Annotated in this window: 18 protein-coding genes; 13 read left to right on the forward strand and 5 right to left on the reverse strand. The window is 69.5% G+C overall.

The genetic code is table 11. The features are described 5' to 3' along the window. Positions 1 to 76: 76 nt before the first annotated feature. The gene (ispG, locus tag NA3_RS05480; protein ID WP_265337502.1) at positions 77 to 1,210 is read right to left on the reverse strand and encodes a flavodoxin-dependent (E)-4-hydroxy-3-methylbut-2-enyl-diphosphate synthase; all 1,134 of its coding nucleotides are present in this window, start codon (positions 1,208 to 1,210) and stop codon (positions 77 to 79) included. Positions 1,211 to 1,577: 367 nt separating this feature from the next. Here ispG and nfi point away from each other — a divergent pair, with 367 nt between their 5' ends. The 4 genes from nfi (at position 1,578) to NA3_RS05500 (ending at position 7,308) form a co-directional block, all read left to right on the forward strand. Then, positions 1,578 to 2,249: a deoxyribonuclease V gene (gene nfi / locus NA3_RS05485; protein WP_062962877.1), complete on the forward strand. Its 672-nt coding sequence runs from the start codon at positions 1,578 to 1,580 to the stop codon at positions 2,247 to 2,249. Between the two features lie 514 nt (positions 2,250 to 2,763). Further along, a complete protein-coding gene (locus NA3_RS05490; RefSeq protein ID WP_063917312.1) occupies positions 2,764 to 3,024 on the forward strand; it encodes a three-helix bundle dimerization domain-containing protein in 261 nt (86 codons plus the stop codon). Positions 3,025 to 3,043: 19 nt separating this feature from the next. Next, entirely contained in the window at positions 3,044 to 5,839 is a 2,796-nt protein-coding gene (locus tag NA3_RS05495; protein WP_062962475.1) for a cation-translocating P-type ATPase, read from the forward strand. 155 nt (positions 5,840 to 5,994) lie between these two features. Further along, positions 5,995 to 7,308 (forward strand): diacylglycerol/lipid kinase family protein, encoded by a 1,314-nt coding sequence (locus tag NA3_RS05500; protein ID WP_062962878.1) that lies wholly within the window; start codon positions 5,995 to 5,997, stop codon positions 7,306 to 7,308. On the opposite strand, the gene NA3_RS05505 is transcribed toward NA3_RS05500, so the two are convergent. Together NA3_RS05505 and dxr are read right to left on the reverse strand one after the other, a co-directional pair. Beyond that, positions 7,292 to 8,515, reverse strand: a complete 1,224-nt coding sequence (locus NA3_RS05505) for a M50 family metallopeptidase (RefSeq protein WP_062962476.1) — start codon at positions 8,513 to 8,515, stop codon at positions 7,292 to 7,294. The two genes, NA3_RS05500 and NA3_RS05505, sit on opposite strands and share 17 nt — an antisense overlap. Positions 8,516 to 8,536: 21 nt before the next feature. Continuing rightward, complete coding sequence (gene dxr / locus NA3_RS05510) at positions 8,537 to 9,676, reverse strand: 1-deoxy-D-xylulose-5-phosphate reductoisomerase (protein ID WP_062962879.1); 1,140 nt, start codon at positions 9,674 to 9,676, stop codon at positions 8,537 to 8,539. 162 nt (positions 9,677 to 9,838) lie between these two features. Here dxr and NA3_RS05515 point away from each other — a divergent pair, with 162 nt between their 5' ends. Beyond that, complete coding sequence (locus NA3_RS05515; RefSeq protein ID WP_128145367.1) at positions 9,839 to 10,123, forward strand: DUF2631 domain-containing protein; 285 nt, start codon at positions 9,839 to 9,841, stop codon at positions 10,121 to 10,123. Between the two features lie 47 nt (positions 10,124 to 10,170). Here the strand turns inward: NA3_RS05515 and NA3_RS05520 are convergent, their stop codons facing one another. Then, positions 10,171 to 10,902: a LysR substrate-binding domain-containing protein gene (locus NA3_RS05520; protein ID WP_062962477.1), complete on the reverse strand. Its 732-nt coding sequence runs from the start codon at positions 10,900 to 10,902 to the stop codon at positions 10,171 to 10,173. 194 nt (positions 10,903 to 11,096) lie between these two features. On the opposite strand from NA3_RS05520, the gene NA3_RS05525 reads away from it, so the two are divergent. The 3 genes from NA3_RS05525 (at position 11,097) to crcB (NA3_RS05535) (ending at position 12,765) form a co-directional block, all read left to right on the forward strand. After that, positions 11,097 to 11,744 (forward strand): phosphatase PAP2 family protein, encoded by a 648-nt coding sequence (locus NA3_RS05525; protein WP_062962478.1) that lies wholly within the window; start codon positions 11,097 to 11,099, stop codon positions 11,742 to 11,744. Between the two features lie 143 nt (positions 11,745 to 11,887). Further along, the gene (gene crcB, locus NA3_RS05530; protein WP_062962479.1) at positions 11,888 to 12,406 is read left to right on the forward strand and encodes a fluoride efflux transporter CrcB; all 519 of its coding nucleotides are present in this window, start codon (positions 11,888 to 11,890) and stop codon (positions 12,404 to 12,406) included. Beyond that, on the forward strand, positions 12,403 to 12,765 hold the full coding sequence (gene crcB, locus NA3_RS05535) for a fluoride efflux transporter CrcB (protein ID WP_084491240.1): 363 nt from the start codon (positions 12,403 to 12,405) through the stop codon (positions 12,763 to 12,765). Before crcB (NA3_RS05530) ends, crcB (NA3_RS05535) begins: the two co-directional genes overlap by 4 nt. A gap of 12 nt (positions 12,766 to 12,777) precedes the next feature. Here the strand turns inward: crcB (NA3_RS05535) and NA3_RS05540 are convergent, their stop codons facing one another. Then, entirely contained in the window at positions 12,778 to 13,995 is a 1,218-nt protein-coding gene (locus tag NA3_RS05540) for a PucR family transcriptional regulator (protein ID WP_062962480.1), read from the reverse strand. Between the two features lie 104 nt (positions 13,996 to 14,099). On the opposite strand from NA3_RS05540, the gene hpnC reads away from it, so the two are divergent. The 5 genes from hpnC to shc are packed head-to-tail and all read left to right on the forward strand — an operon-like array spanning position 14,100 to position 20,341. After that, positions 14,100 to 14,954 carry a squalene synthase HpnC gene (gene hpnC, locus NA3_RS05545; RefSeq protein ID WP_062962481.1) on the forward strand — a complete coding sequence of 285 codons (855 nt, stop codon included), beginning with the start codon at positions 14,100 to 14,102 and terminating at the stop codon, positions 14,952 to 14,954. A gap of 5 nt (positions 14,955 to 14,959) precedes the next feature. Then, positions 14,960 to 15,859, forward strand: coding sequence for a presqualene diphosphate synthase HpnD (gene hpnD, locus NA3_RS05550; RefSeq protein WP_062962882.1), 900 nt, complete (start codon positions 14,960 to 14,962; stop codon positions 15,857 to 15,859). Then, positions 15,856 to 17,289, forward strand: coding sequence for a hydroxysqualene dehydroxylase HpnE (gene hpnE, locus NA3_RS05555; protein ID WP_062962883.1), 1,434 nt, complete (start codon positions 15,856 to 15,858; stop codon positions 17,287 to 17,289). Before hpnD ends, hpnE begins: the two co-directional genes overlap by 4 nt. Beyond that, positions 17,286 to 18,302 (forward strand): polyprenyl synthetase family protein, encoded by a 1,017-nt coding sequence (locus tag NA3_RS05560; RefSeq protein ID WP_062962482.1) that lies wholly within the window; start codon positions 17,286 to 17,288, stop codon positions 18,300 to 18,302. The genes hpnE and NA3_RS05560 overlap by 4 nt, the downstream gene beginning before the upstream one ends. A 2-nt stretch (positions 18,303 to 18,304) precedes the next feature. Further along, on the forward strand, positions 18,305 to 20,341 hold the full coding sequence (gene shc, locus NA3_RS05565; protein ID WP_084491242.1) for a squalene--hopene cyclase: 2,037 nt from the start codon (positions 18,305 to 18,307) through the stop codon (positions 20,339 to 20,341). Position 20,342 lies beyond the last annotated feature (1 nt).

Consider the following 20,342-nt stretch of genomic DNA (forward strand, 5'->3'; position numbering starts at 1 on the left):
GCGGGGGCTTTGCTCGGCTCCAAGGGCAGAATGCGCCCGGCGCGGGACACGCCCACTCCCTCTTCGCGTCCGGCGGTCAGCCGACGGTCACGACGGGCTCGCCGGTCTCGGCGTCGGTACCCATCTCGTCGGCGATGCGCATGGCCTCTTCGATCAGCGTCTCCACGATCTGATGTTCGGGCACGGTCTTGATGACCTCGCCCTTCACGAAGATCTGGCCCTTGCCGTTGCCGGAGGCGACACCCAGATCGGCCTCGCGTGCCTCACCCGGCCCGTTGACCACACAGCCCATGACCGCCACCCGCAGCGGCACCTCCAGGCCCTCCAGACCCGCGGTGACCTCGTTGGCGAGGGTGTAGACGTCGACCTGCGCACGTCCGCAGGACGGGCAGGACACGATCTCGAGTTTGCGCGGACGCAGATTCAGCGACTGCAGGATCTGCCCGCCGACCTTGACCTCCTCGGCGGGCGGCGCGGACAGCGAGACCCGGATGGTGTCGCCGATGCCCTCGCTGAGCAGGGCGCCGAAGGCCACCGCCGATTTGATCGTGCCCTGGAAGGCCGGTCCGGCCTCGGTGACGCCCAGATGCAGCGGATAGTCGCACTGTGCGGCCAGCTGCCGGTAGGCCTCGACCATGACCACCGGATCGTTGTGCTTGACCGAGATCTTGATATCGCCGAAGCCGTGTTCCTCGAACAGGCTCGCCTCCCACAGCGCCGACTCCACCAGCGCCTCGGGGGTGGCCTTGCCGTACTTCTCGAGCATGCGCTTGTCCAGGGAGCCCGCGTTCACGCCGATCCGGATCGGGATCCCGGCCGCACCCGCGGCCTTGGCGACCTCCTTGACCCGGCCGTCGAACTCCTTGATGTTGCCCGGATTGACGCGCACGGCGGCACAGCCGGCATCGATCGCGGCGAAGATGTAGCGCGGCTGGAAGTGGATGTCCGCGATCACCGGGATCTGCGACTTCTTCGCGATCATCGGCAGCGCGTCGGCATCCTCCTGCCGCGGGCAGGCCACGCGCACGATGTCACAGCCGGACGCGGTCAATTCCGCGATCTGCTGCAGCGTGGCGTTCACGTCGTGGGTCTTGGTCGTGGTCATCGACTGGACGGAGATGGGGTGATCACTGCCCACTCCCACCGTGCCCACCATCAGCTGGCGCGTCTTTCGCCGCGGTGCGAGGACCGCCGCCGGTGCGGCCGGCATCCCCAGGGTGATGGCTGTGCTCACGTTCGGCTGCCTACTTTCATCTGCGTCTGGGTGCACCCGTTCGTTGCCGAGTCTAGTGCGGGCGGTAGCAGAGCGATCTGTGAGAGCACCGACACCACCGCCGGTGATCCACGCGCTCGCGGTCCGCCGCCGTCCGCAACCACTGTGACCAGGACCGCATGGTGGCCGGGGCCGGACTGCCCGGCACACCCGGTTCGCCCGGTCATCCGGGCTTTTCCGCCCCGATGCCGAGGCGGTTACCGTGGACGAGCCGAAGACCGGCAAGCACCCTCGCGTTCAGGAGGATTCACCGGATGTACATCCTGCGACCACGTGTCGGGCGGCACTGACCGTGCGCTTGGCGATGACTCCGGAACTGCCCGCCGACCCGGAAGCGGCTGAGGCCCTGCAGGAACGATTGCGCGATTCGGTGCTCGCCCACGACCCGCGGCCGCCGCGATTTCGCACCGTGGCCGGCCTGGATTCGGCGTACGACGAGTCCGGCGCGGTCGTCGCCGCCGTCGTGGTCCTCGATATCGACACCATGAAGACCGTCGACACCGCCGTCGCCCACGGCACGACGCGGTTTCCGTACGTGCCGGGCCTGCTCGCGTTCCGGGAGCTGCCGACCACCCTGGCCGCGCTGGAACGCCTCGGGACCACGCCCGACCTGCTCGTGTGCGACGGCCAGGGCATCGCCCACCCGCGGCGTTTCGGGCTGGCGTGCCACCTGGGTGTGCTGACCGGCCTGCCGTCGATCGGCGTCGCCAAGACGGTGTGGGGTGAGTGCGACGAGCCCCATGCCGCGCGTGGTTCGGTCTCGGACATCACCGTGGACGCAGAGGTGGTCGGCCGGGCGCTGCGCACCCAGGCCGGGATCAAACCGGTGTACGTGTCGGTGGGCCACCGCATCTCGCTCGACACCGCATGCGCCCAGGTTCTCGCGCTGGCGCCGACGTACCGCCAGCCGGAAACCACGCGCCGCGCCGACCAGCTGTGCCGGACCCTGCTGCGCGACACCGTCGCTCGCGGCTAGGGATCCGTCCGCGCCGATGCGGCGGCCGACGTCGGGCGGCAGCATCGAAACAGCCCGCGCAGACCACCTTTGGCAACTTGACCGTTAACGGATGATTCACATCGTGCGCGCCCGCGAGATTCGATGAACATCACCGGCGTCCGGAGCGCCGAACCATGATCCTCCGGGAGCGCCGGAGGCGAATGTCACCTCGTTCCCGATATCGGTTCCCGAATTACCGTCGCACCCAATACGGTCGATTGTTTTTCCGGCTCCTCGCACGCAATCGACGTAGCCGGAATCCGATTATGATTCCCCGATTCCGACGGGATGCGAACTCTTTCCCCCGAGCCACGACGGCAGCCGCCGAGCCCTACCCGAGCCATGTCCCGTGCCGGATTCCGCAGATCAAGAGGCAAAACAGATTAACGGGCGCCGGAGCCGACACGACCTGCCGCGAAAAAGCAAGGCACGGCCGGAATTCGCGCCCAATTCGTGCCTTGACGACCATCGCGGGCGGGCAGACGATAGATCGATGACCGGCGACGAGGAATTGATTCAGGTCGAACAAGTCATCGAGCGACTCATCGCGCGTCACCCATCCGTCCCGCCCGGGGACATAGAACTCATCGTGCGCGAGATCCACAAGCGCTTCTCCGCGGCGCGAGTGCACGATTTCGTCCCGCTGCTCGTCGAGAAGGCGGCACGGCAAGCGATCAGCATCCGCATGGCGGGACCGGCGGCATCGTCGTCTCGCACCCGTCCGCGCGGCACGCACCCGGTGACGGTCATCTGAGGAGGCGAGGACGAGCGTCATGGCGGCCACACACGCGGTTCCCCGCAGCCCGTCGGCGGGTGCGCCGGCTCCCGACCGGGCCGATTGGCACGCTCGCGACGCCGACGCCGTGCTGGCAGCGCTGTCCTCGGACCGGCATGCCGGACTCACCACCGCCTCGGCCGAGGAACAGCGTCGACGCTACGGCCCCAACGAGATAGCCGCCGAGCCGGCACCGGCGCCGTGGGCCGTCGCGCTGCGGCAGCTCCGGGATCCGATGAACCTGATGCTGGTCGCGGTGGCGGTGGTCAGCGTCGTCATCGGCGAGATCCCGACGGCCATCGTGGTCGCGGTGCTGGTCGTGCTCAACGTCGTACTCGGCACGCGGCAGGAACTCGTGGCGCGCGCGAGCGTGGACGCGCTGGCGAAGATGCAGTCGCCGCAGGCGCGGGTGGTACGCGACTCGGCGCTGATCCAGCTCGACGCGGTCGAGCTGGTGCCCGGCGATATCGTCCAGCTCGAAGCGGGCGATATCGTCCCCGCCGACGGCCGGCTCCTCACCTCCGCGACCCTGGAAACCCAGGAGGCGGCGCTCACCGGTGAGAGCGCCCCGGTGGCCAAGGACCCCGGCACGCTCGCCGCCGCGGACGTGCCGCTCGGCGACCGCGGCGACATGGTCTATCAGAACACCTCGGTCACCCGGGGAACCGCCACGGTGGTGGTCACCGAAACCGGGATGAACACCGAGATGGGCCGGATCGCGTCGATGCTGTCGGCGGTTCCGCCGTCGAGGTCGCCGCTGCAGCGGGAGCTGGATTCGCTGACGAAACTGCTCGGGGTGATCGCGTGGACGGCGGTGGCGATCATCGTGGTGATCGGCGCGCTGCGCGGCCAGGATGTGACATCCGTACTGCTGCTGGGCATTTCGATGGGCGTCTCCGCGATTCCCACCGGGCTGCCGACCTTCGTCCAGGCGATGCTCGCCTACGGTGCCCGCCGCCTCGCCGATGCCAAGGCCGTGGTCAAGAACCTCACCGACGTCGAGACGCTGGGCGCGACCAGTGCGATCAACTCGGATAAGACCGGCACCCTGACCATGAACCAGATGACGGTGCGTTCGCTGTTCTTCCACTGCCGCTGGTACGGCGTGACCGGAGAGGGGTACAGCAAGAACGGAACGGTCACCGAGGCCGCCGGTGCGGACATCCCGGATTTCACCCTTCTCGCCTACGGGCTGTGCCTGGACAGCGACGCCACCGTTTCCGACGCCGGAGAAGTGGTCGGCGATCCGACCGAGGCGGCCCTGGTGGTGCTGGCGGCCAAGCTGGGTATCGACGCTCCCCTCACCCGCCGCGAATATCCGCGCGTCGCCGCGGTGCCCTTCGACTCGGCCTACAAATTCATGGCGACCTTCCACCATCTGCGCGTCGACGATCGGACTCGATTCGTCGAATTGGTCAAGGGCGCACCGGATATGGTCCTGGCCCGCTGCGCGAATGCCTACCGCCCCGGCCGCAGGGAAGTGCCGATCGAGGAGGCGCGCCCCGAGATCACCGCCGCGATGCACGCCATGTCGGAGAAGGGACTTCGCGTCCTGGCCTTCGCCGCCCGAATCCTCGACGGCCAGGAGGAGGCCGCGCAGGCCGATCCCATGGCGATGGTCGAGAATCTCACCTTCGTCGGCATGGTGGGCATCATCGACCCGTTGCGGCCCGAGGCGGTCGAATCGGTGCGCATCGCCCACGAGGCCGGCATCGACGTGCGCATGATCACCGGCGACCACGCGATCACCGCCGCCGCGATCGGAGCCGAACTCGGGCTGGGGCCGGGGGCGGTCGGCGGCGCGGAACTGCAAGCCATGACCGATGAGCGGTTGGCCGCGGCGCTGCCGAATCTGCACGTGTTCGGCCGGGTGACCCCCGAGGACAAGCTGCGACTGGCCGGCGTGATGCAGCGCGGCGGCGCGGTGGTGGCGATGACCGGGGACGCGGTCAACGATGCCGCCGCGCTGAAGAAGGCCGATATCGGCGTCGCGATGGGTTCGGGCAGCGAGGTCACCAAACAGGCGGGCAAGATGGTGCTCACCGACGACAACTTCGGGACGCTGATCACCGCGATCCGGCTGGGCCGCGCCATCTACGACAAGATCGTCTCCTACATCCGGTATCAGATGTCGAAACTGTTCTCCCTGGTGCTGCTGTTTCTGGTGGCCAGCATTTTCGACATCAACCACGGCGTCGCGCTGACCCCGCTGATGGTGCTGTTCCAGCACTTCTTCATCACGCTGTTCCCTGTCGCGGTCATCATGACCGACCCGCCGCCACCGAATCTGATGAACAAACCACCGCGCGACCCGGCGATGCCGATCGCCAACCGGGCCGCGTTCACGCAGTGGCTGCTCTACGGCGTGCTGCAGTTCGCGGTCGCCCTCGCCGCCATGCTGCTGGCTCCCGGCGAGATGAGCACCGACACCGCCTCGGTGCCGATGACGACGACCTTCGTGGTGCTGTCGCTGGGTTCGGTCCTCGCCGGGCTGGCGATGCGCCGCGATCCCGAATCCGGTTTCACCGCACCGATTCTCGGTGCGCTGAAGATTCTGTCGATACCGGTCGTGGTCACCGTCCTGGCCGTGCAGCTGGGCTTTCTCCAGGATCTGCTGATGACGACATCGCTGACGGGCGGGCAGTGGCTGGCCTGTCTCGGCTGGTCGCTGCTGATCCCGATCGCCGTCGAGGCCGAGAAAGCGCTGCGGCGCAGGCGCGTTCGCCGGAGCACACCGCCCGCGCCGTTGAACGCCGCGGTCGCGGTGGCGCCGCAGCGGGCCCGGGCTCACTGAGGCGCGGCCGTGCGCTGGAGCGACGGTATCGGCCGGCTGCCGGGAATCGCGACCGGCACCTGAGTTGCGGGACGAGGCCTGTCGTGAACCACGCCTATGCCGAAGAGCCGCACTCGCACCGTCGGCCCGCCGTCGCCGCGAGCGACGGTCGCGAGCTGCGCGGCCGAACCCACTGGGCGCGAACAGCATTCGTCTTCGCCGGTGCGGCGGTCGTGGTGCCGGTGGTGTTCGCCGGGGTGCTGGCGACACTCGCGGTGCTGATCGTCGGTGCGGGCGGTGTGGTGGTCACCGTCGCCGCGCTGTATTGGTTCGTGAGCGGGCGTGGGGTCCTTCGGTGGGTGTCGGCGGTCGTGGCGGTGGCGGCGCCGATCGTGGTGCTCGTGATGTTGGTGCGCGCCGGCCTGCTGTGGGTCGTGCTGGTGACGGGTGCGCTCGCCCTGGCATCCCTGTTCTGTGCCCGCGCCGCGCTGCGGCCGCGCGACTCCCACACCACGGCGATCGACTACGCCGCGCCACCACCCCGGCGACCGTTCCTGATCATGAATCCCCGTTCCGGCGGAGGGAAAGTCGAGAAGTTCGATCTGCGACGCCGGGCCGAAGCACTCGGCGCGGAGGTTGTCCTACTGGAGGGCCACGTCGATGTCGCCGCCGTGGCTCGCGACGCCGTCGAGCGAGGTGCGGATCTGCTCGGGGTAGCGGGCGGCGACGGAACCCAAGCCCTCGTGGCCGGGGTCGCGGCCGCCCACGACCTGCCGTTCCTGGTGCTCAGCGCGGGCACGCGCAATCATTTCGCCATGGATCTCGGGCTGGACCGCGCCGATCCGGCGACCGGGCTCGACGCCTTGCGCGACGGTGTCGAGATGCGCGTCGACCTGGGCCGGATCAACGGCCGGCCGTTCGTCAACAACGCCTCGTTCGGCGTCTACGCCGAGATCGTGCGCAGCCCCGCCTATCGCGACGACAAGACCGCGACCGTCATGCGCATGCTCCCCGACCTGCTCGCCGGCCACAGCGGGACCCGGCTCGTGGCGCGGATCGGCGCCACCACGGTCACCGGCCCGCAGGCGGTGCTGGTGAGCAACAATCCCTACGGCACCAGCGATCTCGCGGGGCTGAGCCGCCGCGACCGCCTCGACCGCGGCGTGCTCGGAGCGGTCACGGTCTCGGTCTCCGATACCCGCGCCGCCGTGGATTTGATCCGCCGCACGCACAGTCACGGGCTGACCCAGCAGACCACCTCCGAAGTCGTCGTCGAGGCCGAGAGCTCACCGATTCCGGTCGGCGTCGACGGAGAATCACTGCTGCTCGACACACCGGTGCGATGTCTCGTGGAACCGGGCGCCCTGCGCGTGCGTGTTCCGCGCAAGCGCCCCGGAACCCGCTCCGCCGCACCGGCTGTGAGCTGGCCGCGGCTGCGTGATCTCGCTTTCGGCCGCGCGCGCACCGAATCCGCTACGGGAACAGCTTGATCGGATTCACGATGTCGGCGACCAGTGTGAGGATCATGTACGCCCCGCCGATCACCACCACCACGTAGGTGGCGGGCAGCAGCTTCATGTAGTCGACCGGAGCGCCGTTGGGCAGGCCCTTGCGGTTGCGCCACATGTTGCGCAGCTTCTCGTAGATCACCACCGCGATATGGCCGCCGTCCAGCGGGAGCAGCGGCAGCAGGTTGAACGCGCCGAGGAAGAAGTTCAGGCTGGCCAGCACCAGAATGAACGCGTTCCACAGGCCGTGTTCGGCGGTCTCGCCGCCGATCTTGCTGGCACCGTAGACACTGACCGGAGTATCGGCATCGCGCTGGCCGCCGGTGACCGCGTGCCAGAGGCTGACCACCTTGCTCGGCATCTGCGCCAGCGAGGCGAACGTGCGGCCGAACATGTCACCGGTGAACGCCACCGAGGCCGGAACGGCGGAGACGATGTCGTGTTTCACCGGCAGGTAGAAGTCTTGTGCCACACCGACTTTGCTCACGTAGACCGGCGTGGTGACTCGCTCGGTACTGTCGGTGGACTTCAGCGGATAGGTCGCCACGCGTTCCGGGGTGACCGGAATCTGCAGGGTCTGATCGTCGCGCTTCACCGTGTAGACGACCGGGCCGTCGGCCTTCTCGGTGATCGAGCGGAAGTCGTCCCAGGTCTTGACCGGCTTACCGTCGATCGCGGTCACCAGGTCGCCGCGCTTCAGACCGGCGCGTTCGGCCGGACCGGGGCCGGTGCACTTCTGCATCGACCCGTCGGGGTTCTGCGCGGGCACGCAACCGGCCGGGTAGATCTGAGTGGCCGGCGGCGAATCCAGCCGCGGCAGCCCCCAGGCCACCGCGAGCAGCACGATCAGCAGGAAGCCCAGGATGAAGTTCATCGCGATGCCGCCGAACATCACCACCAGCCGCTTCCAGGTGGCCTGCCGGTACATCGCGCGATGCAGGTCTTCGGGTGGGACCTCGTCCAGCGCGGTCATACCCGCGATATCGCAGAAACCACCCAGCGGCAGCGCCTTGAGGCCGTATTCGGTCTCACCGCGGCGGAACGAGAACACCTTCGGCCCGAAGCCGACGAAGTAGCGGCGCACCTGCATGCCGGTGGCCTGCGCCGCCCACATGTGGCCACACTCGTGTAGCGCCACCGATACCGTGATGCCGAGGGCGAACAGCACGAATCCGATCGCGAAGCCCATGCGGTATGGAACCCTCCTGAATCAGTTGCTCACGAGCGTGCGCGCACGCTGTCGCGCCCACGCATCCGCCGCGAGCACCTCGTCCAAGGTACTGGGTTCCGCGGCCCAGCGGTCGGCCGACTCGACCACCCGCGCGACCGTGCGCACGATATCCGGGAATCGCAGCGCACCGTCGAGGAATGCCTGCACCGCGATCTCGTTGGCGGCGTTGTACACCGCGGTGACGCTGCCGCCGGCCTTGCCCGCCGCACGCGCCAGTTCGACGGCCGGGAACACCTCGGTGTCGACCGGTTCGAATTCCCAGGTGAACGCGGTGCCGAAGTCGATCGGGGCGAGAGTGCCCGGCACCCGGTCGGGCCAGCCCAGGGCCAGGGCGATCGGCAGCTTCATATCGGGCGGACTGGCCTGGGCGAGGGTGGAGCCGTCGGTGAAGGTCGCCATCGAATGCACGATCGACTGCGGATGCACCGTGACATCGATCTTGTCGTAGTCGATGCCGAACAGCATGTGCGCCTCGATCAGTTCGAGGCCCTTGTTCACCAGCGTGGCCGAATTGAGGGTGTTCATCAAACCCATCGACCAGGTGGGATGGGCCTTGGCCTCCTCGGGACCCACCGATTCCAGCATCTCGGCGGTCCAGCCCCGGAACGGGCCGCCCGAGGCGGTGAGCACCAGCCGCGCGACCTCGTCGGCGCGCCCACCACGCAGGCACTGCGCCATCGCGGAGTGTTCGGAGTCGACCGGGACGATCTGCCCGGGGGTCGCGGCCCGCGTCACCAGGCTGCCGCCCGCGACCAGCGATTCCTTGTTGGCCAGGGCCAGGCGCCGACCCGATTCCAGGGTCGCGAGCGTCGGCCCCAGCCCCAGCGCACCGACGAGGGCGTTGAGCACCACGTCGGCGTCGGTGCGGCGCACGAGTTCGGTCACCGCGTCCGGACCGGCCAGGGCCACACCGAGTTTCGCGGCCGCGGCCGGATCGGCGACGGCCACGTTGTCGGTGCCGGTGACGCGGATCTGCTCGGCCAGCAGGTCGGTATTGCCGCCGCGCGCGGCCAGTCCCACCACCTGGAACCGGTCCGGATTGGCGGCGACGACCTCCAATGCCTGGGTGCCGATGGAGCCGGTGCTGCCCAGCAGCAGAACTTTCACGATGTCGGACACGCACTCATTGTCCACGGTGAATCGCCGTGGACGTCACCCCGCTGGCTACGACGCCCGGTCGTATGCAAACATATTCTCGACAGTCACCTTCACGACCTGCGGACCTCGCGGCGCACTCCGCGCATCCGAACCGCAGTGAACACGGAAATGATGGGAGCGAACGTGGCCGCCACGGAACTGGAACCCGCCAAGAGCGCCGGCGTCGTCACCAAGGTCGATCCCGCCGAGGTTCCCTCCGCCGCCTGGGGCTGGAGTGGTGAATCGCGGCGCACCTTCCGTATCGCCGGATGGGTCGTCGTCGTGATCCTGCTGGCCATGCTGTTCGAGAACCAGCAGGGCCACACCTCGGGCACCGGCTACACCGGATACATCTTCCTGATCGGCTTCGCCGTCGCGCTGGCGGGCGTGCTGATCCGCGATTCGATCATCCACCGCAAGCCCCGCTGAATCGGCTTCGCGCCGTGCGCCGTTCGACCGGCCGCTGAGGTTCCACCTCAGCGGCCGCGTCGTTTCCGCGGGCCGGCCTTGCCCGCCCGTCCCGGCTTCGCCCCGCCACTGCGGCGTGCGGCCGGTTTCGCACCGCCGTCGCCCCGGCCCCGACCGCGCTGTGCCGCACCGCCTTCGGCGCGCGCGCCGGAATCGTGCCGGCCGCGCCGATCGCGTTCACCGGCGGTCCGGGAGCTGCGTGCCGTGCGGCCCCGCACGACGCCGATGAATTCCTCGGCGAGTTCGACCGCATCCTCGATCGGCCAGGACAGCGCGATCTGCGTCGGATCGACATCGGTGAGCGGACGATAGATCAGATCGCGGCGGTGATGCAGCCGTGCCAGCGACTGCGGCATCACCGCCGCCCCGCCGGCCGCGGCCACCACTTCGACGGTGTCGCCCACCGCGTCGAGATCGGTCGCGTCCTGCATCCGCTCGCCCTCCAGATCGGCCAGGCTCACCTCGTCGAACAATCCGATCGGATGATCCTTCTGCACCACCGCCACGGCGACCTCGTGATAGAGCGGAATCGCGTGCAGCCCTTCCCGATCGATCGGTAAGCGGACGAAGCACATATCGACCCGTCCCTGCGCCAGGGCGTCGCGCTGTTGCGCCTGCGGCACCGCGATCACCTCGAGCGCGACGTCGGGGAACCGTTCGGCCCACACCCGCGCCCACTTGGCGACGATGACGCCCGGGACGTAGCCGATGCGCAGCGCGGGGGAAGCAGACTCGGTCATGCGGCCAGCGTATGGCACCGGGCGGGCCGGTCCGGCATCCGCCGCAAACCATGGCGGCCCGATATCCGATCGAGGTGACGCGGAGGTCGACGGCAGTGGTCGAAACCGTGCCCACCGGGCGAACACGGTAGAAATGATCGCAGTACGTTTCCCATCCTCCCCCGGCGTTCCGGGCAGACCAGATCGGATATGCGTTGACGACCCCCTCCCCGGCCCCGATGGCATCCGGCGGCCCCGGATTCGATCGGCCGCTGTTCACCACCATCACCGATTTCGCCGACCACACCCGGTGGCTCAACGACACGATGCTGTGGTTGACCGATGCCGGTCTGGCGGTGTTCGCGGTGCTGATGGTGATCGGCTGGTGGCTGGCCCGGCGCCGCGACGACCGGTCCATGGCGCTGGCGCTGCTGGCCCCGGTCAGCGTGGTGATCGCCTATCTGGTCGCCGAGGTGGTGAAGGTGATCGTCGCCGAACCGCGCCCGTGCCGGGGCGTGCCGACGGCCTACATCATCGAGACCTGTCCGGCGCCGAGCGACTACTCGTTCCCCAGTGGTCACACCACCACCGCCGCGGCCACCATCGCCGCGCTGTATCTGCTGGATCGGCGGCTGGGCTGGATCGCGGCCGTGTTCGCGGTCTTCCTGGCCTTCAGCCGGGTCTACGTCGGCGGTCATTACCCGCACGACGTCATGGCGTCGGCGATCCTGGCCATCCCGGTGGCGGCGGCCGTCAGCCTGCTGCTGGCCCGCCCGGCCACCGCGGTGGTGACGCGTATGCGGTCCTCCGCCCTGGCGCCACTGGTCGCGAACACCGCGGCGACACCGGCGTCCCGGGTGTGAGCCGGGCGGCATTCGCTATTCTGTCCGACGTGGCGGTGGGGCTCGCCACTTCGGCGCAGCGGCCGGAGCAACCGTGATCACCCGATCGCCAACAGTCCCTACTCGAGGTTTCCGCGTGTTCGTGTTCGAGTAGGAGTCCGTCGTTGTCCGAGCTACGCCGTGAGGAGCCCCGGCCCGGTGAATCCGCCGACCGGCCGGTCGATCCCGATATCGATCTGCATGTCCCCGCGCATTGCCGCGAACTGCTCCGCGAACACGGCGCGGTGGTTGCGGTGATCGGGCTGGGTGGCGGATTGGGCGGTCTGTCCCGCTACGGCCTCACCCAGCTGCTGCCGACTCGCCCCGGGCAGTTCCCGTGGGGCACCTTCACCGAGAATGTGCTCGGCTGCCTCGCGATCGGCGTGCTGATGGTGCTGATCACCGAGGTGTGGTCGGCGCATCGACTGGTGCGGCCGTTTCTCGGGGTCGGATTTCTCGGCGGGTTCACCACCTTCTCCACCTACGCCGTCGAAATCCGCAATCTGCTGCAGCCCGGTTCGGCCGGGACGGCGTTCGTCTATCTGGCCGCGACCCCGCTGAGCGCGCTGCTCGCGGTCCTCGCCGGGGTGACGGTGGCGCGAACAACCGTGCTCCGCACGGTGATTCGAGGGGAGGCACGGTGACCGTCGTCCTGGTCTTCGCCGGTGCGATGATCGGCGCCCCGGCCCGCTACCTCACCGATCGGTTCGTCCAGGCACGCCACGACAGCCTGTTCCCCTGGGGCACGCTGACGGTCAACATCGTCGGCTGCCTGATTCTGGGCGCGCTCACCGGCGGTGCGGCCGGCAGTCCGGTGCTGGCGTTCGCCGGCACCGGACTCTGCGGGGCGCTCACCACCTACAGCACCTTCGGCTACGAGACGGTCCGGCTGCTCGAACAGCGCGCCGTGTTCTACGCCGCGATGAACGTGGTGATCAGCGTGATCGCCGGACTCGGCGCCGCACTGCTCGGCTATGCCGTGGCGCACGCGCTGGCCGGCTGAGATACCGCGTCCTCAACCGGCTCGGCCGTGCGGCTGGTCCCAGACCAGCGCCAGATACATCCGGGCCCGCTCACGCGGCGAATCCAGGCGTTCCCCGAGCAGGTCGTGCAGCCGGTCCATGCGGTAGCGCACGGTCTGCGGATGGATGTGCAGATCGTCGGCGACGGCGTGCCGGTCGCCCATGTTCCAGAGCCAGCTGCGCAGCGTTTCGACCAGCCGGTCGCGCTTCCCGTCGGGCAGTTCCCGAAGTGGTTGCAGCACTTGGGCACGCAGCGTCTCCAGCAGCCATTCATCGCGGTTGGCGATGATCGTGTCGAGTTCGTCGGCTACCACCACCGGCGAGCCGGACAGCACGCCGGCCTTGCGCAACCGCAGCGCGGTGCGGGCGATCCGCATACCGGTCGGCAGCAGGTCCAGCGTGAGCGGATGGCCGATCACCGCGTCACAACCCCGCAGCGCGGTGACCAGCCGGGTGATCCGCCCGCCCAGCATCGGACTGGGCACGATCGCCCCGACCGCGTCGTCGCGCCGGATCGGCAGGCAGTGGCCGCCGAGATGTTCCACGACGCCGCAGGAGCGCGCATCGGCCGGATCGGCGAGCACCACCGCGACCTCGGGAGGCAGTTGCCAGCCGGCGCGTTCGGCGGCCAGCCGGATTCCGATGGTGTCCGAACGGCCGGAAAGCAACATTTCCGCCAATTCCTCGCGGTGCCGTTCCCGGGCCGCGCTGGATGCGGACTGTTCGAGTACATATCCGTGCGCGGAGGCCGCGGAGAATTCGTCGACGAAGGCGAAAACGGCCTCCGCCAGCACCGCGAGCACCTCCGGTCCGAGGTCGAGTTTCAGCGCCGTTTCCGCGACGTGATGCCAGGCCGCGCGGGCGCCGACCTGGTAGGCGCCGAGCAGATCGGACAGGTCCGCGCCGTCCTGCAGTTGCTGGCGGCCCACCTGTTCGAAGACCAGCTGGGTCCGCGGCGGAACACCCTCGCCGGCGGAATCGCTTGTGTGCGGGCCGTGTTCGGCCAGGTCCAGGAGCCGATGGACGAACAGCACCCCGACCTCGGCAACCTCGGGGCGATGGTCGTCGAGATAGCGCGCGTAGTCGGGCCATTCGGCGGCGAGCAGATCACGGACCTCGTCCAGGAGATCGGGCATCCTAGCGTCGAGTTCCTCCGAAAGCTGCTCCAACGCCTCCGGTGTTATCGGAATTTCATTATGGGAATCGCTCATTCGAGTCCTTTCCGACTCGATTATCTTCCGGATACAAAAAACGCCAACCGGAATCACCTCGACGGTTGAAGATTTGAACCCTGTGTTGCGTTCACCATCGAATCATGGACGCGGCGACAGCCCCGGCCCGCTGGCTGCGGGCCCGTGAAAAGGAAGAGAACTTTCCCGTCGCGCTGCGGTGGTTGCCGCGCGAACCACGCCGACACCTGCACGCGGTCTACGCAGCCACCAGGTTAATCGACCAGGTCGGCGACGAAGCCCCCGGCGATCGTGTGTCGCAACTGCTGACGCTGCGAGCCGACCTCGCAGGTCTCTATCAGGGCCGCACGCCCGACGATCCGGTGCTCCAGATGCTCGCCCCGACCGTGGCGGCGTGCGATCTGCCGCAGGAGGCATTTCAGGAACTGATCGAGGCGAATCTGCTCGATCAACGCGTCGACCGCTACGCCACCTTCGAGGATCTGCTCGGCTACTGCCGGCTGTCGGCGAATCCGGTGGGCCGCCTGGTCCTGGCGGTCTTCGACCAGTCCACGCCGGACACGGTCGAACTGTCGGATCGGGTGTGTTCGGCACTGCAGGTGCTCGAGCACTGTCAGGACGTGGCCGAGGATCACGCGGCCGGACGCATCTACCTGCCGCAGGACGATCTGGCCGCGGCCCGGGTGCCGGAGGCGGCGCTGGCCACCGGCGGACCGGGCGATCCGGCGTGCCGGGCGGTGGTGATGACCCAGGTCGAACGCTGCGAATCGATGCTCGGCGAAGGCGCTCCGCTGGTCGCCCGGCTCACCGGGTGGGCCCGGCTCGCGGTCGCGGGATATCTCGCGGGTGGCTGTGCGACGGCACGGGCGCTGCGCGCGGCCGAGGGCGACGTGTGGACCCAGCCGGTGCGGCCCCGCCACGTCGACACCGTGGCCTCGATGGTCACGCTGCTCGGCAAGGCCACGGTGGTGCCGCAGTGAGCGGCATCGCGACCGGGCCGACCACCGCGGCGGCCTACGACACCTGTGAACAGATCACCCGCACCGAGGCCAAGAACTTCTACTACGGCATCCGGCTGCTGCCTCCGGAGAAGCGCTCGGCGCTGTGCGCGCTCTACGCGCTGGCACGGCGCATCGACGATATCGGCGACGAGCGGGGCGAACCGGCCGCCAAAACCGAGGCGCTGACACTGTTGCGCAAGGAATTGGACAAGGTCACCGGCGGCGCCGGCACCGACGACCCGGTGCTGTTCGCCGTCGCCGACACCGCCCGGCGCTATCCGGTACCACTGGGCGCGTTCGGCGAACTGATCGACGGGGTGCAGGCCGATGTCGACGGCGTCACCTACGTCGACTTCGACGAGCTGGCCCACTACTGCCGCTGCGTGGCCGGGGCGGTGGGCCGCCTGTGCCTGTCGATCTTCGGCTCCGGCGGTGATCCGTGCGCCCCGCTGTATGCCGATCAGCTCGGAATCGCGTTGCAGCAGACCAACATTCTGCGCGACATTCGCGAGGACCTCGGCAACGGCCGCGTCTATCTGCCCCGGGACGAGCTGCGGCGCTTCGGCGTCCGGCTGGAACTCGACGCCGGCGGTGCGCTCGACGATCCCAACGGCGGACTCGCCGCGCTGATCCGCGCCGCTGCCGAGCGTGCCGAGAACTGGTATTGCCTGGGGCTGCGGCTGATTCCGCATCTGGACGGCCGCAGTGCCGCCTGCTGCGCGGCGATGGCGGGCATCTACCGGCGGCTCAACGAGCGCATCCGCGCCAATCCGGTGGCCGTCTACGACCGGCGGCTGTCGTTGAGCGCACGGGAGAAGACCCGGGTCGCCTCCGGCGCGCTGCTGCAGTATTCGATGACGGCATTCGGGTGGGGCACGCGATGACGGCGCGGGTGGCCGTGGTCGGCGGCGGGCTCGCGGGGATCACCGCGGCCCTGCGCTGCGCGGACGCCGGATATGCGGTGCGGCTGTTCGAATCCCGGCCCTGGCTGGGCGGGCTGACGCATTCGTTTCCCCGTGGCGATCTGTGGATCGACAACGGACAGCATGTTTTCCTGCGCTGCTGCGACCGCTATCTCGCGCTGCTGGATCGGCTCGGGATGCGGGACGCGGTCCGGCTGCAACCACGGCTCGACATCCCGGTATCCGGCGCCGGCCGGGTGGGCAGGTTGCGGCGGTTGCCGCTGCCGGCGCCGCTGCATCTGAGTTGGGCACTGCTGCGGTATCCCTGGCTGTCGCAGGGCGCGCGGCTGCGGTTCGTCCGTGCCGCGCTGGCGCTGCGCGCGGTCGACACCGCCGATCCCCGCACGGACACAATCAGTTTCGGGGACTGGTTGCGTGCGCACGGCCAGCATCGCGACGCCGTCGACAGTCTGTGGGATCTGGTCGGCATCGCCACCCTCAACGCCCGGGCCGACGACGTATCGCTGGCGTTGGCCGCCACCGTATTCCAGATCGGCCTGCTCACCGACTCCGGCGCGGCGGATATCGGCTGGTCGCGCATCCCGCTGCGGCAGTTGCACGGCGAGGCCGGGCACGCGGCGCTGACGGCGGCGGGCGTGACGGTGATCCACGAGAAGGTCACGGCGGTCCGGCGGGCCGAGGCCGGGTGGTCGGTGCGGACCGGAGCGAGCACCTACGCCGCCGACGCCGTCGTCTCGGCGGTGCCCCCGGCGGCGGCACAGGCGCTGCTGCCCGCCGACGCGGTGGATCTTCCCGCGAATTGGGTTGCGGCCCTGGGAAGTTCGCCGATCGTCAACATCCATGTGATCTACGACCGCCGGGTGATGGACGAACCGCTGCGCGCGGGCGTCGGCACGGTCGTGCAGTGGGTGTTCGACCGGACCGGCGCGTCCGGGTTGCGCACCGAGGCAAGTCCGCGCAGCGCCGTCGCGCTTCCCGCCGGCGCACAGTATCTGGCCGTTTCCGTCTCCGCCGCCGACGCATTCGTCGATCGCCCGGTCGCGCAGCTGCGCCGGGAATTCCTGCCCGCCCTCGAACAACTGCTGCCCGCCGCCCGCACGGCACAGGTCGTGGACTTCTTCGTCACTCGCGAACGCCATGCGACGTTCCGGCCCGCCCCCGGCAGCGCGCGGCTGCGTCCGCCCGCCGCCACGGCGTTGCCCGGCCTGGCGCTGGCCGGCGCGTGGACCGACACCGGCTGGCCCGCGACCATGGAGGGCGCGGTCCGCAGCGGGGAATCCGCTGCGGCCGAGGTCATCTCGCATCTGGCGGGGATTCGACCCCGCGCCGGTGCCGCCGAGCGCACCGGTATGCCCGGACCCCGCACGCGGATATCGGAGGTGATCAGATGACGGTAACCATCCTGTCCACGGTCGACGCCGACGGCCAGGCCGTCCGGTCGGCGCTGTCCGACGCCGTCGGACGGCTCGACGAGGCGATCCGGCCGGTGGTCGCCTATCACCTCGGCTTCTGCGACGAACACGGCCGTCCGGCCGCCGCCGACAGCGGCAAATCGGTGCGGTCGCGGCTGACCATGCTCGCCGCCCACGCCGCCGGCGGTGACGAGCTCTGCGGGATTCCCGGAGCGGTGGCGGTCGAACTGGTGCACAACTTCTCGCTCGTACACGACGACCTGATGGATCGCGACGCCACCCGGCGGCATCGGCCCACGGTCTGGGCGGTGTGGGGCGATCCGGTCGCGGTGCTGGCCGGCGACGCGATGCTCTCGCTGTCCCACGAGGTGCTGCTCGACTCCGGCTCCCCGCATGCGATGGCTGCGGCCCGGCTGGTCGGGAAGGCGACCCAGGATCTGATCATCGGCCAGGCCGCCGACGTCGACTTCGAACACCGCAACGACGTGACCCTCGCCGAATGTATCCGCATGGCCATGGGCAAGACCGCGGCGCTGCTCTCGGCGAGTGCCGCGCTCGGCGGTGTGCTGGCCGGGGCGCCGGCGGCGACGATCGCGGCGCTGCGGACCTACGGCGACAACATCGGTCTCGCCTTCCAGCTCGTCGACGATCTGCTCGGCATCTGGGGCGATCCGGCGGTGACCGGCAAGCCGGTGTTCTCGGATCTGCGCTCGCGCAAGAAGTCGCTCCCGGTCACCTGGTGCCTGGAATCCGGGCGCCCGGCGGGCCAGGCGCTGGCGCAGTGGCTCGCCCAATCGGGCGAACCGAGCGAACACGATCTACGCGCCGCCGCCGACATGGTCGAGACCGCCGGTGGCCGGCGTTGGGCGCGGGCCGAGGCCCGGCGGCGGGTGCGCACCGCCCAGCAGGCTCTGACCGCGGTCACCCTCACCCCCGAATACCGCCGAGAACTCTGTGACCTGGCGGATTTCATCGTGGAACGGAGTGCATAGGAATGACAGTCACCCAAACCGGCAATGCGGCAGCGCACCGGCGGGCCTCGGTCGATCCGGCGCACGGCGCCGACGAACTGAGCGCGGTCCGCGCGGCCACCGACGCGGCGGTGCGGCTACTGCGTTCGTCCCAGCACGAACAGGGCTGGTGGAAGGGCGAATTGGCGACCAACGTCACGATGGACGCCGAAGATCTGCTGCTGCGGGAGTTCCTCGGCATCTCCAGCCCGGACGTGACCGAGCCGGCGGCGCGCTGGATCCGATCCCAGCAGCGCGCCGACGGCACCTGGGCGACCTTCCACGGCGGCCCCGGCGATCTGTCGACCACCGCCGAGGCGTGGGTGGCTCTGCGGCTGGCCGGTGACGACCCCGCCGCACCGCATATGCGTGCCGCGGCCGAATTCGTGCGCGCCCAGGGCGGGATCGAGGCGTCGCGGGTCTTCACCCGAATCTGGTTGGCGCTGTTCGGTTTGTGGTCCTGGGACGATCTGCCGAATCTGCCACCGGAGCTGGTGCTGTTCCCGTCCTGGTTCCCGCTCAACATCTACGACTGGGGATGCTGGGCCCGCCAGACCGTGGTGCCGTTGACCGTGGTGGCCACCCTGCGGCCGTGCCGCCCCCTGCCGTTCGGCATCGACGAGTTGCGAACCGGCGCGCCCGTGGCCCGCCGCGCGCCGATCACCTCCCTCGCCGGAGTGTTCCAGCGGGTGGACACGGTGCTGCACACCTACGCGCGACTGCCGGTGAATCCGCTGCGCGATCTGGCGATGCGGCATGCCGCGGAATGGATTCTGGCCCGTCAGGAGGCCGACGGCGGCTGGGGCGGAATTCAGCCGCCGTGGGTGTATTCGCTACTGGCACTGCACCTTCTGGGCTATTCGCTCGATCATCCGGCGATGCGGGCGGGCATCGCGGGCCTGGACGGATTCGTCGTCCGGGAACAGACCCCGGACGGTGAGGTGCGGCGGCTCGAGGCCTGCCAGTCACCGGTGTGGGATACCGCGCTGGCGACGGCCGCGCTGCTGGACGGCGGGGTGGCGCCGGACGACCCGGCGGTGCTGCGGGCCACCGACTGGCTGCTGGGTGAGCAGATCACCGCCGGCGGCGACTGGCAGGTGCGCCGGCCACGACTGGAGCCCGGTGGCTGGGCCTTCGAATTCGCCAACGACGTCTACCCCGACACCGACGACACCGCCGAGATCGTCATTGCGCTGCACCAGGTCTCGCATCCGGACCGCCGGCGGCTGGACGCGGCGATCGAGCGCGCGGTGCGCTGGACGGTCGGCATGCAGTCCGCCGACGGCGGGTGGGGCGCCTTCGACGCCGACAACACCTCGATCCTGCCGACGAAACTGCCGTTCTGCGATTTCGGCGCCGTCACCGACCCGCCCTCGGCCGACGTGACCGCGCACGTGGTGGAGATGCTGGCGGTCCTAGGCCGCAGCGGCGATCGCGCGTGCCGGCGCGGCGTGCGCTGGCTGCTCGACCACCAGGAGTCCGACGGTTCCTGGTTCGGACGCTGGGGCGCCAACCACGTCTACGGCACGGGCGCGGCGGTTCCGGCGCTGGTCGCGGCGGGCACGAGCCCGCGGTCGACGGCGATCCGGGCGGCGGTGCACTGGCTGGAGGACCATCAGAACGCCGACGGCGGATGGGGTGAGGATCTGCGCTCCTATCGGGAACCGGAATGGGTCGGCCGCGGCGAATCCACCGCCTCGCAGACCGCATGGGCCCTGCTGGCCCTGCTGGCCGCCGAGGAACACGACTCCCCTGCCGTGCGTCGCGGCATCGACTGGCTGGTGCGCACCCAGCGCCCCGACGGCGGCTGGGACGAGGATCTGTTCACCGGCACCGGCTTCCCCGGCGATTTCTACATCAACTATCACCTGTACCGGCTGGTGTTCCCGGTCTGGGCACTGGGACGGTACCTGCGGCGGCAGAGCGCATCGGGCGAACAGATGGCCGCGGCTGCGGTATCCGCACCGGTCATGTCCCCGGCAACCGACGGGGCGGGTACTGCCGGCCGGGACGGGAGCTGAC

Origin of the sequence: Nocardia africana NBRC 100379 (assembly GCF_001612635.1) — a bacterium.
Lineage (GTDB): Bacteria > Actinomycetota > Actinomycetes > Mycobacteriales > Mycobacteriaceae > Nocardia > Nocardia africana.